The 15109-nt window shown below is 33.7% G+C and carries 15 protein-coding genes; 13 read left to right on the top strand and 2 right to left on the bottom strand.

From position 1 onward, the window contains the following. Positions 1–166: 166 nt before the first annotated feature. Positions 167–841: a M15 family metallopeptidase gene (locus tag KAOT1_RS09730; RefSeq protein WP_157560305.1), complete on the bottom strand. Its 675-nt coding sequence runs from the start codon at positions 839–841 to the stop codon at positions 167–169. A gap of 29 nt (positions 842–870) precedes the next feature. On the opposite strand from KAOT1_RS09730, the gene KAOT1_RS09725 reads away from it, so the two are divergent. From KAOT1_RS09725 to KAOT1_RS22345, 6 genes are all read left to right on the top strand, one after another. Next, the gene (locus KAOT1_RS09725; RefSeq protein WP_007094621.1) at positions 871–2058 is read left to right on the top strand and encodes a tetratricopeptide repeat protein; all 1188 of its coding nucleotides are present in this window, start codon (positions 871–873) and stop codon (positions 2056–2058) included. Further along, positions 2048–2650, top strand: coding sequence for an alpha-ketoglutarate-dependent dioxygenase AlkB family protein (locus tag KAOT1_RS09720; protein WP_007094620.1), 603 nt, complete (start codon positions 2048–2050; stop codon positions 2648–2650). Before KAOT1_RS09725 ends, KAOT1_RS09720 begins: the two co-directional genes overlap by 11 nt. A gap of 278 nt (positions 2651–2928) precedes the next feature. Beyond that, entirely contained in the window at positions 2929–3789 is an 861-nt protein-coding gene (locus KAOT1_RS09715) for an SPFH domain-containing protein (RefSeq protein ID WP_007094619.1), read from the top strand. Position 3790: 1 nt separating this feature from the next. Next, positions 3791–3970 (top strand): hypothetical protein, encoded by a 180-nt coding sequence (locus KAOT1_RS09710; RefSeq protein ID WP_007094618.1) that lies wholly within the window; start codon positions 3791–3793, stop codon positions 3968–3970. Positions 3971–4129: 159 nt separating this feature from the next. Beyond that, positions 4130–4651 carry a DUF1648 domain-containing protein gene (locus tag KAOT1_RS09705; protein WP_007094617.1) on the top strand — a complete coding sequence of 174 codons (522 nt, stop codon included), beginning with the start codon at positions 4130–4132 and terminating at the stop codon, positions 4649–4651. A gap of 2 nt (positions 4652–4653) precedes the next feature. Continuing rightward, positions 4654–4827 carry an Arc family DNA-binding protein gene (locus KAOT1_RS22345; RefSeq protein ID WP_007094616.1) on the top strand — a complete coding sequence of 58 codons (174 nt, stop codon included), beginning with the start codon at positions 4654–4656 and terminating at the stop codon, positions 4825–4827. A gap of 497 nt (positions 4828–5324) precedes the next feature. On the opposite strand, the gene KAOT1_RS09700 is transcribed toward KAOT1_RS22345, so the two are convergent. Beyond that, the gene (locus KAOT1_RS09700; RefSeq protein ID WP_007094615.1) at positions 5325–7076 is read right to left on the bottom strand and encodes an OstA-like protein; all 1752 of its coding nucleotides are present in this window, start codon (positions 7074–7076) and stop codon (positions 5325–5327) included. A gap of 289 nt (positions 7077–7365) precedes the next feature. Between KAOT1_RS09700 and KAOT1_RS09695 the strand changes: the two genes are divergently transcribed. From KAOT1_RS09695 to lepB, 7 genes are all read left to right on the top strand, one after another. After that, a complete protein-coding gene (locus tag KAOT1_RS09695; protein ID WP_007094614.1) occupies positions 7366–9507 on the top strand; it encodes a M16 family metallopeptidase in 2142 nt (713 codons plus the stop codon). Then, positions 9492–10217 carry a M16 family metallopeptidase gene (locus KAOT1_RS23560; RefSeq protein WP_083777300.1) on the top strand — a complete coding sequence of 242 codons (726 nt, stop codon included), beginning with the start codon at positions 9492–9494 and terminating at the stop codon, positions 10215–10217. Before KAOT1_RS09695 ends, KAOT1_RS23560 begins: the two co-directional genes overlap by 16 nt. A 159-nt stretch (positions 10218–10376) precedes the next feature. After that, positions 10377–11147 carry a ParA family protein gene (locus tag KAOT1_RS09690; protein WP_007094612.1) on the top strand — a complete coding sequence of 257 codons (771 nt, stop codon included), beginning with the start codon at positions 10377–10379 and terminating at the stop codon, positions 11145–11147. Positions 11148–11152: 5 nt separating this feature from the next. Next, positions 11153–12058: a ParB/RepB/Spo0J family partition protein gene (locus KAOT1_RS09685; RefSeq protein ID WP_007094611.1), complete on the top strand. Its 906-nt coding sequence runs from the start codon at positions 11153–11155 to the stop codon at positions 12056–12058. After that, the gene (locus KAOT1_RS09680) at positions 12048–12680 is read left to right on the top strand and encodes a DUF5683 domain-containing protein (RefSeq protein WP_007094610.1); all 633 of its coding nucleotides are present in this window, start codon (positions 12048–12050) and stop codon (positions 12678–12680) included. Before KAOT1_RS09685 ends, KAOT1_RS09680 begins: the two co-directional genes overlap by 11 nt. Before the next feature lie 30 nt (positions 12681–12710). After that, positions 12711–13412, top strand: a complete 702-nt coding sequence (gene dapB / locus KAOT1_RS09675) for a 4-hydroxy-tetrahydrodipicolinate reductase (RefSeq protein ID WP_007094609.1) — start codon at positions 12711–12713, stop codon at positions 13410–13412. Between the two features lie 90 nt (positions 13413–13502). Then, positions 13503–15065: a signal peptidase I gene (gene lepB, locus KAOT1_RS09670; protein ID WP_007094608.1), complete on the top strand. Its 1563-nt coding sequence runs from the start codon at positions 13503–13505 to the stop codon at positions 15063–15065. The last annotated feature ends 44 nt before the right edge of the window (positions 15066–15109 follow it).

The following is a 15109-nucleotide window of genomic DNA, read 5'->3' as shown; positions in this document are numbered from 1 at the left end:
TTTATACGTTTTTAGGCATGAAGCGATTTACAAAAGAATAATATATTCTGTAGCCGAAGTGCCACCTTGTACAGATGCTGAATCAGTAGTTTGGTACTGTGATAGATTTTCTAACATAATTTTTCGTTTTTAATGTTTAACAAAACAATTAAGTTACAAAAATTATTTATCGTACAGGAAAATCAAAGTACTGATTTCTGTAAGGTTCGCCGCGTAACGTAAAATGCCACCATTCTTTTGGATAGTTTCTAAAACCATTTTTGAGCATTACTTCTTGTAATAATTTACGATTTTGCAATTGCTTTTTACTTAAATTTTGATAAGAAACCCAAGATATTTTTCCGAAAAAATCATACGAACTTCCCATGTCTAATTCTTTCTTTGTTTTTAAATTGATAATGGTAAGATCAACGGTACTTCCACTACTGTGACGCGATTGTGTAGCAATGTATTGCAATCGAAATAAATCTTTTTTAGCCACATCAGGATAATATTCTTGCTTCATCAACGTATCGTTTATATCTCGTGCCCATCGACGAAAATGATCTACAGCACGTTGCGGTCGGTACGCATCAAACACCTTGATTCCTAAGTTTTGTTTTTTTAATTCCGATTGCACTTTCTGTAAAGCTTTTGCTGCCTGTAATGACAAAATACACTTTTCGGCTTCGTAACCATCAATATGAGTTCCGATAAAATTATCAGAGCAAAAATAGCGGAGTTCGAGTGTAATATCTGGCACATAATCGGTTACGTACACAAACCCTTTGGGCAATTGTGAGCTTGATTGTACCGCAAATAGATTTACAAGAATTAATAGTATATTTATTGACTTTAGCATCATGATACAAACATACGCATTAAAACCAGATGAACGAAAATACAGAAATAAGTAAAGATCAATTTTGGAAAAAAATCTTAACAATTATTATTGTAGGAATTGTGTTAGTTGCTGCAGTCTACTTTGGAAAACAGTATAAAAAATCGCAAAAAACGGCTGAAATCACAGCATTTTACAATCAATTTTCAGAGGAAACTTATATTGACTTTGCTAAAAAACTAGAAAAATCAATTCACATAGAAAACCCACAAAATTTTAATGAACATATTCATTTACCTTCTTTTTTTAATTTTTCTGCGGATGACTTAAGCAAAAGTGCTCACAAACGACTCGCGATAAAAACGATCAAACCTTACTTTGATATTGGTAATATGATAAGTCAACAATTGGCAGATCCGAACGACTTTAAATTCAATAAATTCTACAAAAAAGATGGTGTTCCGCATGTCGTTTTCAGATTGTATCGTGCTGATTTAGTAAATTTCATGGATTTTACACTCGGCATCAAAAAAGATAAAATCATCATTACAGATATGTACGTGTTTTTTGCAGGAATATCATTCTCAGAAGTGGCTTCCGAAATGTATTATCAAGCCATTAACAATGAGCAATCTTTTCTCGCATATATACAACTTAAAGAACAAATTGACGCTTATGTAGCATCAGAGAACTACGAAAAAGCGTATAATGTATTGATTTATATTCCCGACGAAAGAAAAAATGCACTTTACCCACAAATGTTACTCAATGTTGCTGGAAATTATGATGCTGACAAATTTTTGGAAGTAATTAATTATATAAAAAAACAAAAACCTAATGACAAAGGTTTGCATGCATATTTAAAATTTCAAGAAACACTTGTCTTTGGAAGTCCTGATGAATTGAATACAGCCATTGAAAACTTAAAAAAATATGTTGGTGAAGATTCTATTTTTGATCTATACAAAGGCTTAGTTTATAATGCTAAATCAAATTTTAAAGAAGCAACGCAACATTACGATTTAGTAATTAAGCAAGATCCAAACTTTTTTGATGCATATTTTTACAAACTCTTTAATTTGTTGCAACAAGACAAAACAGAAGAAGCACTAAAAGTAATCACAACCATGAATAAACGCTTTGTAATCAGTGAAGAAGGACTTACTTTTGACTTGCAAGACTACAAAGATTTCACAGCATCAGAAGCATATAAAAACATTTTTAAAAGTGCAGAATAATCAACAAATACAAGGATTTCCATTGCATTTACCTGATGCAGATATTACGTATTTTCCAAAATTTATAAAAGCGTCAGAAGCAACTTGTATTTTTGAAACCTTACTGAATGAAACACCTTGGCAACAAGACGATATCAAAGTTTTTGGCAAAGTGTATGCACAACCACGATTGACAGCTTTGTACGGAACCAATCAGAAATCATACAGTTATTCCAACATAAAAATGACGCCGCTTCCGCTCACGGAAACATTAAAGAGCTTAAAGAATAAAGTTGATATAGTATGCCAAACAGATTTTACAACATTATTATTAAACTACTATCGAGACGGAAAAGATAGTAACGGTTGGCATGCCGACAATGAAAAAGAATTGGGCAAAAATCCAATCATAGCTTCGTTGAGTTTTGGACAAGAACGATTTTTTCATCTCAAACATCGCACCGACAAAACACTCAAACACAAAATAGCACTACAACACGGAAGTCTTTTATTGATGAAAGGAGAAACACAACACAAATGGTTGCATCAAATTCCGAAAACGGCAAAACAACTCCACGGTCGTATCAACATTACATTTCGCATTATTCCATAAAAAAAAAGCATCTCGAAAGATGCTTCTTTAAAACTAACCAACCAAAAAAAATATACACTGCTCTCTTTAGAAAGTAACCAGCTTTGCTAAATGTCATTGCAGTGTTACATTATTATATAAACAAACGGCGTGCCAAACTTGTTTTTTCTTCGAAAACTCCTGATATAAGCGCCTTTAGAAAACATGTTCTAAAAATATTTCATATAACTATTTGGAAAATATCACTTTAATTTTATATATTTATGATATCATTTTAATATCAATCTAAAACATACATTATGAAAGAAGAGAAAATTATCGTGCCTGCAAACGGTTATTTGATGCTATTTATATTTTTAATCCTATTTTTTGGAAGTATCATCGCCATGATTGCTATGGAAAATCCAGTATTTATTCCTGGAATTGTAATTGCGCTTGTACTTGCTATCGGATTTATTATGGTAAATCCTAATAATTCACGCGTACTTCTTTTATTTGGAAAATATGTTGGTACTGTAAAGCAGAATGGTTTCTATTGGGTAAATCCGTTTTACACAAAAAAGAAAATTTCATTACGCGCTAGTAACTTTGATAGTGAACGTTTGAAAGTGAATGACAAACTTGGAAATCCAATTATGATTAGTACCATTTTAGTTTGGAAAGTAAACAACACCTATAAAGCAGCTTTTGATGTGGATAATTACGAACATTTTGTACGTGTACAAACAGATGCTGCGGTACGTAAATTAGCTAGCATGTATCCGTATGATAACTTTGCAGACGAAGGTCACGATGAAGATATAACCTTACGTTCTAGTGTCAATGAAGTAAGTGAAGCATTGGAAAAAGAATTGGAAGAACGCCTTTCAATTGCTGGAATTCAAGTCTTAGAAGCACGAATTGGGTATTTAGCCTACGCGCAAGAAATTGCAAGTGCGATGTTAAAAAGACAACAAGCAACTGCGATTGTAGCGGCAAGACATAAAATTGTAAAAGGTGCCGTAAGTATGGTGGAAATGGCGCTTGACGAATTAAACAAAAAAGAATTATTAGTCTTAGATGAAGAACGCAAAGCGGCAATGGTGAGCAACTTATTAGTAATTCTTTGTGGTGATAAAGATGCTTCTCCGGTTGTTAACACAGGAACATTAAATCAATAAGATGAATACAAAACAAATTACAGCAATTGGCATTGGCGTAGCTGGCGGAATGAGTATTGGCACTACTGTTGGTGCGGTTATTGGAAATGTAGCCATGGGAACATTGATCGGTTCATTAATAGGAACAATTATTGGCGTCGTATTAAGTTTGGTTATTTTTAATGAAGAAAAAGAACTTTGATCCATAAAATATTTCGAGTAAAATTTGACTCAAAACAAAGATGAAAAGCTGAAAGAAGTTTTAAACAATCATAAGAAACAAGGTTGAGTTTTACATACCCTCAACAGAAATGAAACCTATTTACAAATAATTTTTGAACACAATAAGAATAGATAACTAATGCATCCTGATAGACCAAGACTCAAAATTCCCTTAGAAACTTTAGATTACATTCTAGAATTTATCACACTTACTGTGTTAATTATTTTATGGTGTTACGCGATCATGAAATACATGTCGATGCCAGACATTATACCAACACATTTCAATCTTTCAGGAGAAGTTGATGGTACAGGAAGCAAAACATCCATTTGGTTTTTACTAGGAATTACAACAGTTCTTGCCGTTGGAATTCACATACTGACCAAATATCCGCACATTCATAATTATATGGTGGAAATCACAGAAAAAAATGCTGCACATAATTATAAAATGAGTGCTCGTCTATTGCGATTCGTCAATTTAATTACGTTATTAGTAATGAGCTATATTGCTTTTACTGTAATAAAATCAGCATTAGGAGAAACAGCAGCTACAGGAAATACGCTTATATATGTGATGATTGCTTTTGGAGTAATAATGCCAATAATCCTAGTAATCTATGTCGCAAAAAATCAAAAAGTAGCAACGTCAAAAAAATAACTATGGCAAAAAAGAAAGCCTTTGCATTACGAATGAATGAAGACATGTTGAAAGCTATTGAAAAATGGGCTGCGGACGAATTTCGTAGTACCAATGGACAAATAGAATGGATGTTGATGCAAAGTTTAAAAAATGCGAAAAGAGCGCCGAAAAAGAATTCAAACGATACAACATAGCAAGCATCAAAATATTTTTTTGATATTTCCTAGTATTTTTAAGCAAATTGAAAACCTTAATTGCTCAATGAAGTGGCTTAAACTTTTTTAAGTTGCTAAACAACGTGAGTTCGACGTAAGAAGCTACTACGATTATCCTGCATTTTACCAATTCTACTATAAAGCGTAACTAATTTTAAATCTATACATCACATTTTATAGAAGAATTGGTATTATTGATTGCTTTGAGCAAAGTATAAAAACTATTAAAAAGTATGAGAAATAAAATTCTATAAAAGAATCGTGGAATTGTGTAAGACGTAATTATCGATTCTGTCGGATATTTGTATTGTAAACAAAAGGAAAATAATTACCAGTTATTAAATAACAAATAATACACAAATAAGAATAATTAAGTTTTGGTTGGTTAGTGAAAAAAAGAGGGTAACATCTTCATTAAAGTTATCCTCTTTTTTTATGCGTAGTATTTAGTTTTAAAAAATATGAAACAGAAAATTCTATTCTTCTTTAGACTTCTTTTTTGTGTCTTGCGGTTGCACAACTAATTTCTTCTTTTCGTTGGCTTTTTTCTTTTTATCTTCTAAAAACTTCTTCTTGTCCTTTTTTGGGGGAACTGTGTTTATGGTAGATTTAAAAATTTCTTCGTCAGGATCTTTTTCTTCTTCTAAAGGATCCATTGCATTGTTGATACCACGAATTACTGGCAATACCAAATTATTGTCATCTTCATCAAAAATATCATCTTTAGAAAACATACGTTCATCACCACGCCAAATAAATCCGCGTAGTTTTCGAGCGTTTTTAGGTAAATCTTTATCCGGATAAATGACGCCATCTGGTCGTGTAAAAAAGGTAATATCTTCTATTTGATTCTCGTTTATCGTAAGATTGATGGCGCTACAAATCGTTTTATCAATTCCGATAAATTCATTTTTATCATTATACATATAATAGACGACTTCGGTATTTTTTACCACGTCAACTTCACGAAGTTCATTTTCTTCAAACTGTCCATACAAATTCAAGCCTTTTACTTGATTATAGCCATCGTCGCTCAACGTATCTTTTTGCACAATAAAAGCATTATTGATGACTTTTAAAGAATCGAGTTTTTCAGTTTTTACGTTTGATATCAGGAAAATGGTGTCGCCTGTCATTTGACTTTCGCCATTCCACATAATTGGATTTCGCAACATTTTTGTAATTCCCGAATTATTATCAGCAAACAACGAATCACACTTTCCGCTCATATCCGTTTTAAAAAACTTTACATTCTTATATGCGCGAATCACCCTATTTTTCGCAGGTCCAGTCACTAATAAGCGATCTCCATGAATATACATAGAATCTGTTTCCACCAAACTAATCGCAACGGCGCGTTTGGTAATAAAGGCAGAATCTTTTGCTTTGTATACTTCGCCATAATGACCTTTTAAGATCATATTATTTATAGTATCTGTAATTTTTATATTGTTGGTCGCTGAGGCGAATTCGGTATTTTTTTCAAAATACAAACTATCACCATTAATAATTCGGTTGTCGTAATCAATGCGCGATTTTTTGACAAAGTATCCTTTTTCGGTCACTGTATTATAAAACCCGCGTTCACAATAGATGGTATATTCTTCACCTTTAATTGTAGATGGTCCATACATATATGCATGTTTGGAATCAGTATAATAATCGAGTTGTGCAGAATTTACGGTGTATTCTGGATTGTTAATATTGACATCTTTTAAGAACTGATATTTGTTTTTTTGCATAAAATAACGTCCTTCAATACTCGTCAAGGTTGTTGCGCTATCTTTTACAATTCCTTTTGTATTAAAATAAGCTTCTTGCACGTTTCTGTCAAAGTACAACGTATCTGTTGTCAAGGTCATATCAGTGTTTTGCAATCGAACATTTCGTTTGGAAACGGCTAATTTTGTATCTCCATCATATTCAATATATTCACTTGACATTTCTACAGAATCACCTTGCTGAATGAAAACATTTCCATAAGCTTTTACCCAATTTCGATCTTGAAACAACACAGCTCTATCGCACCATAAATCCATTCCTTCATGTTCAAAACGAACCTGTCCTGTTTCTGTTTTAGAGAAGATTTTTGCGCCAGGAAATTTATTCTCGTTTACGTTCAAGTTTCCACCGTAAACGATTTTAATAACCGTTTTTTTACCAGCAGCATTCTGTGTTTGAGAAAACGCAACTTGAACAAAAAAAAGTAAGATGAATAATTTCTTCATAAATAGTATGACTAATATTAACGATAACAATACTTTCCATTAAAAAAATGAAGTGTTGTAATTGTTAAAATTTCGACCAAAAATAATCTTTTTTAGATGCAAACTTCAAAAATTATGAATTTTTAACTTACACGACTTTTTAAGCAACATTTTTAGTCCTTTTAAAAAGGTAAAATTTCAATTTGCAGTATAAAACTTACAATTTAATGTTAAAGTTTAGCATTTAGAGTCAAAATTTGTAACAATATGTGCTATTTTTAAACAGATCAAAATAATCAAAACTAAAATCATGAAAAAATACAGGTATCTATTTGGGTTGATACTCATGCTGAGTATAAGCGGTTTGCATACTACAACTGCACAATCACAACAAAGTATCAAAAAAGAGATTGCAGCATTCAATTTGGACGGAACGACCATTCCAACAGATCCAAATGTGAAAATTGGAAAGTTATCTAACGGACTTACTTATTACATCAGAAACAACGGAAAGCCTGAAAATAAAGTAGAATTGCGTCTGGTAGTAAATGCAGGTTCTATTCTTGAAGATGAAGATCAACTCGGATTGGCGCATTTTATGGAACACATGAATTTCAACGGAACAAAAAACTTTAAAAAGAACGAACTTGTTGATTACCTTCAAAGTATTGGTGTGAAGTTTGGAGCGCACTTAAACGCCTATACAAGTTTTGATGAAACCGTTTACATTTTACCAATACCAAGTGACGATCCTGAAAAACTAGAAAAAGGGTTTCAAATCATAGAAGATTGGGCGCACAATGCATTATTAACTGATGAAGAAATTGACAATGAAAGAGGTGTTGTATTGGAAGAATATCGTTTAGGAAAAGGTGCTAACGAACGTATGTTGCAAAAATATCTTCCTAAAATTATGTACGGTTCAAAGTATGCAAAACGTTTGCCAATTGGAACGAAAGAAAACCTAGAAAACTTTGAGTATGAAAGTTTAAGACGTTTCTATAAAGATTGGTATCGTCCAGATTTAATGGCAGTCATTGCTGTAGGAGATGTTGATGTTGCTGTATTGGAGGAAAAAATCAAATCGCACTTTGGTAAAATTCCAGCAGCAAAAAATCCGAAGCCAAGAGTTTCCCATGAAGTAAAAAATCATGAAGAAACCTTAATTGCGATTGAAACTGATAAAGAAGCATCTTTTGCGCAAGTTCAAGTATTATTCAAAGATTTAGGCGTTCCTGAAAAAGTAAAAACAGAAGAAGATTACAGAAAACAAATGGTTCAAGGATTATTTTCTCAAATGATAAATAACCGTTTGAGCGAACTGACAGAATCTGAAAATCCACCATTTGTATTTGGTTCTACTTATCATGGCGGAACGTGGGCGAGAAGCAAAGAAGCATATCAATCTATGGCAATGTCTGCTCCAGATGGACAATTAAAAGCATTAACAGCTTTATTAGAAGAAAATGAACGTGTAAAAAAATACGGTTTCAAACAAGGAGAATTTGAAAGAGCTAAAAAAAGTATGCTTGCAAGAATTGATAAAGCTTACAAAGACAGAGACAAAATGGAATCTTCACGAATAGTTGGAAGATATGTGAGTAACTTTTTATCAGGAAGACCAATTCCATCTATGGATTGGACACACAAATTCTACAATGAGCAAATTCCAACCATAAAACTGGAAGAAGTAAACAAACTTATCAATCAATACATTAGAGACACAAATACAGTAATTGTATTGACAGGACCAGAAAAAGAAGACACACCAAAAATTACAGAAGCGCAAGTGCTAGATGTTTTAAAATCAGTAAAAACAAAAGACTTACAACCATACGAAGATAAAGCAGTTGGAAACAGTCTAATATCTACGTTGCCACCAGCTGGAAAAATAACAAACAAAACCACAAACGACGCTATTGGTGTAACAACATTAACATTGAGCAATGGCGCAAAAGTGATTTACAAGAAAACAGATTTCAAAAATGATGAAGTATTATTCTCAGCGTTCAGTTACGGAGGAAGCTCATTATATAGCGACGAAGATTACAAAGCTATTGGATTTGCAAGTGGCGGATTGGCAGAAGCTGGCGTCAATGGATTATCAAAAATTGATATCCGCAAAATGATGTCTGGAAAAATTGCCAGAGTTTCTCCATACATTGGTTCGTACAGAGAAGGATTTAACGGAAGTGCGACACCAAAAGATTTGGAAACCTTATTCCAAATGACACACTTATACTTCACGAAATTAAACAAAGACGAAAAAGCATATAACAGCTTTATAACGAAGCAAAAAGGGTTTTTAACCAACATGATGAAAAGTCCTCAGTTTTATTTCCAATTTGAAATGGGGAAATTTATGAATGGTAAAAATCCAAGATACCGAGGATTTCCAACGCCAGAAATGATGGATGCAAGCGATTATGACTTGGCATACGAAAATACCTAGAACGTTTTGCTGATGCGGGAGATTTCAATTTTTACTTTGTTGGGAATATAAATGAACAAAAACTAGAAGAATATGCTACAAAATACTTAGCGAGTTTGCCAGGGAAAAATTCGAATGAAACACCAAAATTCTCGTCATTCCGACCGTTGACCGGAAAACATACAAAAATTATAGAAAAAGGAGAAGATCCTAAAAGTTCTGTGCAAATCATTTTCAATGGAGAAGCTGATTACAACAGAAAAGATGCGATTGCAATGCAATTTTTAGGAGAAATCTTAAGCATCAAACTCATTGAAAAACTCAGGGAAGAAGAAGGTGGCGTTTATGGTGCAAGCGCATCCGGAAATATTAGTAGCCATCCGTACGACTGGTTTAACTTTAGAATTTCGTTCCCTTGCGGACCTGAAAATGTAGACAAACTAAAAGATGCTGCTCTAGCAGAATTACAGGCTATCATTGATAACGGACCCACGGAAAAAGATTTAAACAAAGTAAAAGAATCTACGCTATTAGATAACAAAGAGCAAATCAAAAAGAACAGATATTGGTTGCGTTACTTATCTAATTCAGACTATCAAAAAAGAGACGTTAACCGAATGTTGAAATTTGAAGAAGCGGTTCAAGCAGTGACGCTAAAAGACGTTCAAAGTGTTGCCAAAAAATACTTAGATGGCGATTATATTTTAGGAATTCACAATCCAGAAAAATAAAATCATAAAACCATAAAATGTATCAAAAACCGCTTAGAAATTTCTGAGCGGTTTTCTTATGTGTCTTTTTAACGAAACATTATCACGTTTGTTAATAATTTTCATTTCATTAACTGAATAATAATTGTATTTTTATCGCTTAAAATCCTCAAACAAAACATGGGCAAAATAATTGCTATTGCAAATCAAAAAGGCGGCGTTGGAAAAACAACAACATCTGTCAACCTAGCCGCGTCATTAGGTGTACTTGAAAAGAAAGTATTATTGATTGATGCAGATCCGCAAGCAAACGCAACTTCTGGGTTGGGCATTGATGTGGAAAGTATTGAAAAAGGTACGTACCAACTGTTGGAACACACGGTAAACGCTGCTGATGTAGTGATGGAAACAAGTTCCCCAAACTTAAGCATCATTCCAGCACATATAGATTTGGTTGCTATTGAAATTGAATTGGTAGACAAAGACCAACGCGAATATATGTTGCGTAAAGCGCTCAAACCAATTAAAGATCAATACGATTATATTTTAATTGATTGCGCACCATCATTAGGATTATTAACCTTAAATGCACTAACTGCCGCAGATGCAGTAATGATTCCAATACAATGTGAATACTTTGCATTAGAAGGTTTAGGAAAATTATTAAACACGATAAAAAGTGTTCAAAAAATACATAATCCTGCATTAGACATTGAAGGATTGCTACTTACTATGTACGATTCGCGTTTACGCTTATCAAACCAAGTAGTAGAAGAAGTGCAAAAACATTTCAACGATATGGTATTTTCAACCATCATTCAACGAAATGTAAGGCTAAGTGAAGCGCCAAGTTACGGAGAAAGCATTATTAACTATGATGCAAGTAGTAAAGGTGCCACCAATTATTTAAGCTTAGCTCATGAAGTAATAAAGAAAAACAGTGGTAAATAAGATTTATGGCGAAGGCAACAAAAAAACAAGCATTAGGTAGAGGTTTATCTGCATTACTGAAAGATCCTGAAAATGATATTACTTCAGTTTCTGACAAAAATGCAGACAAAGTTGTGGGGAATATTGTCGAATTGGCAATTGGTACCATTGAAGTAAATCCGTTTCAACCACGTACAAATTTTAATGAAGAAACACTTCGTGAATTAGCTTCATCCATCAAAGAATTAGGTGTTATTCAGCCAATTACAGTTCGCAAACTAGGTTTTGAAAAATACCAATTGGTTTCTGGTGAACGTCGTTTTAGAGCTTCAAAACTTATTGGTTTAGAAACCATTCCTGCATATGTGCGTATTGCAAACGATCAGGAATCGCTAGAAATGGCGTTGGTAGAAAACATTCAGCGTGCTGACTTAGATCCGATAGAAATTGCACTGTCATATCAACGATTAATTGACGAAATTAGTCTCACACAAGAACAAATGAGTCAACGTGTTGGTAAAAAACGTTCTACTATTGCCAACTACTTACGTTTACTCAAACTAGATCCAATCATTCAAACAGGAATGCGCGATGGTTTTCTAAGCATGGGACACGGACGTGCGTTAGTAAATATTGAAAATACAAACGATCAATTGGAAATCTACGAAATGATTCTTTCCAAATCACTTTCTGTTCGTGACACAGAAGAAATGGTGAAGAATTACAAAAAAGACAAAACCATTGACGCGCCAATAACTGAAAAAGAAAACGTTCCGAAGTTCGTAAAAAAAGGAATTCGTGATTTCTCAGAATATTTTGGACACAAAGTTGATGTGAAAGTTGGGAAAAATGGAAAAGGAAAAATTACCATTCCTTTTCATTCTGAAGAAGACTTTTCACGAATTAAAAAATTACTAAAGAGTGGGAAATAAAATCATTGTAGCAATTTGTTTTCTATGTTTTGCTTGCCAAATAACTTGGTCACAAGAAGAAAAAGAAAAAACAGAGGAAACAAAAACGACAGAGACAACGAAGAAGGAGCAAACGACAGAAGCATCTGAATTAAAGATTGACAATGCTTCTGTAGTAGATGAAAAAAAGGTCATAGATCCGCTATCGCCATCAAAAGCTGCATTTTACTCTGCTATCTTGCCAGGTTTGGGACAAGCATACAACAAAAAATACTGGAAAATTCCTATCGTATATGCGGCACTTGGAACCGGAATTTATTTTTATGTAGACAACAACAAAAATTACAACCGTTACCGAACAGCTTACAAAAGACGTTTGGCTGGTTTTAATGACGATGAATTTCAAGGAATCGTCGCTGATAATGACGCTTTAATTGATGCACAAGAATTCTATCAGCGAAATCGTGATTTATCATTGCTTCTCACCGTAATTGCGTATGTATTAAATATCGTTGATGCCAATGTTGACGCGCATTTACTGCAATTTAACGTAAGTGACGATCTTTCAGTACGTCCGCATATTGACCAAAATGAAATCGATTTTAATCGAAATTTGGGACTCACACTCAACTTCAAATTTTAGTTGCTGTAGCACTTTCAAAAACAACAGAATATGAACATTGCATTGCTCGGTTATGGAAGAATGGGAAAGGAAATTGAGAAAATTGCGCTCAAAAGAGGACATTCAATTGTGCACAAAATTTCAAGTGATATTAGTTCGTTTGATTTCACTTCCGTAGATGTCGCTATTGACTTCAGTATTCCGTCTGCTGCATATCAGAACATTACACATTGTATCAAACACCAAATTCCCGTTATTTCTGGAACTACAGGTTGGTTGGAACAATATGACGACGTTGTGAATATGTGTGAAACGAAAAATGGCGCGTTTATCTATGCATCAAATTTTAGCCTTGGCGTAAATATTTTCTTTGAGATGAACGCATACTTGGCAAAAATGATGTCTCAATTAGAAGATTACAAAGTAAATATTGAAGAAATTCATCACACTAAAAAATTGGATGCACCAAGCGGAACGGCAATCACACTCGCAGAAGGCATCATTCAACATACAAAATATAATGATTGGAAACTTGACGGTTCTACCAATGACGTAACACTTCCAATCGTTGCCAAACGTATTCCAGAAGTTCCTGGAACACACGAAATCACATACACATCTTCTATAGACAGTATTTCCATTAAACATGAAGCGCACAATCGTGAAGGATTTGCTCTTGGTGCCGTTGTTGCCGCAGAATGGATTCAGGATAAAAAAGGCGTGTACACGATGAAAGACGTGTTAAACATATAATAAATATAAAATATAGTACCTTTCGGTTTATATATTTGTAAATAACCAAACAGGATTCAGTGCAAAATTGAATCATTAAACAAACAAAAAATGACGTTTACGCAAGCATTTTTAATATTTTTCTTCCTCGTTCAAATCATTCACTTTTTAGGAACTTGGAAACTCTACGTAAAAGCTGGTAGAAAAGCTTGGGAAGCTTTAGTTCCAATATACAATGCATTTGTACTCATGAAAATTATCAACCGACCAAAAGAATGGTATTGGGTAATTTTACTATTCATTCCAATTGTTCAGTTGATTGTATTTCCAGTACTTTGGGTAGAAACCATTCGTAGCTTTGGGCGCACAGAACGTTATGAAACGATTTTAGTTGTTGTAACACTTGGGTTTTACATTTACTACGTAAACTATATGTTAGACGTAGAATATGTACACGAAAGAAGCTTAAAACCAAGAACAACAGCAGGCGAGTGGATTGCTTCTATTTTGTTTGCAGTTGTTGCGGCAACATTGGTACATACGTATGTCATGCAACCGTTTGTGATACCAACATCATCGTTAGAAAAAACATTGTTGGTTGGTGATTTTCTATTCGTAAGTAAAATACATTATGGCGCACGAACACCAATGACTACAGTAGCTTTGCCAATGGTGCACGATGCCATTCCGTTTACGGGAATGAAATCATACATGAAAGAACCGCAATTGCCATACTATAGATTTCCAGGATTTGAAATCATTGAACGAAATGATATTGTAGTTTTTAATTGGCCAGTAGATACACTTACCGTAATTGACAATCCGAATAGTAAAACGATGTACAAACCGTTGGACAAACGTTCTAACTATGTAAAACGCTGTGTTGGTTTGCCAGGCGATAAGCTAGAAGTAAGAGATGGTTATGTATATATTGATGGAAAGAAAAATGTGCTTCCGGAGCGTGCAAAGTTGCAATTTAGCTATTATGTACAATCGAAAGGAAGATCGTTTTCAAAGCAATATTTACACGATCGCTACGACATTACAGATGATATATATTCACAAGGAAACAATACATATATCTTTTTTGGAATGACTGAAAAGACAGCAGAAGACTTAAAAAATCATCCAAATGTCGCTGCTGTTGAAAAAATGAAGTTAGAAAAAGGAGTACGAACCGATGTTTTTCCTCAAAGTGAAAACTATCAATGGAATAACTACCAATATGGACCAATTGAAATTCCGTATGCAGGACAAACGGTACAATTAACTATGGATAATATTCCTGTATACAAAAGAGCAATTTCAGAATATGAAGGGAAAAATTTAACTGTAGAAGACAATCAAATCAAAATTGATGGAAAGGTAATTACTTCATACACATTTGAGCAAGATTACTATTGGATGATGGGAGACAATCGAGGAAACTCGCAAGACTCTAGAAGTTGGGGATTTGTTCCATTTGACCACGTACTCGGAAAACCAGTTTTTGTTTGGATGAGTTGGGACACGAAAGCGAAAGGTATTTTTAATAAAATTCGTTGGAATCGTTTGTTTACAACTGTTAGTGGCGATGGAGAGCCAACATCATACTTTAGATATTTCTTAATTTTGCTGGCAGGTTGGTTTGTATTCAACTATTTTAGAAAGAAGAAGAAAGTGGCGAAATCGTAATTTGAAGCACTATTTATATAAATAAACTATTCAACTCATAAACT

It is taken from the genome of Kordia algicida OT-1 (assembly GCF_000154725.1).
In the GTDB taxonomy this organism is placed as follows: Bacteria; Bacteroidota; Bacteroidia; order Flavobacteriales; family Flavobacteriaceae; genus Kordia; species Kordia algicida.
Note: the sequence above shows the minus strand (reverse complement) of the source record. Positions and strands in the feature narration are given on the sequence as shown.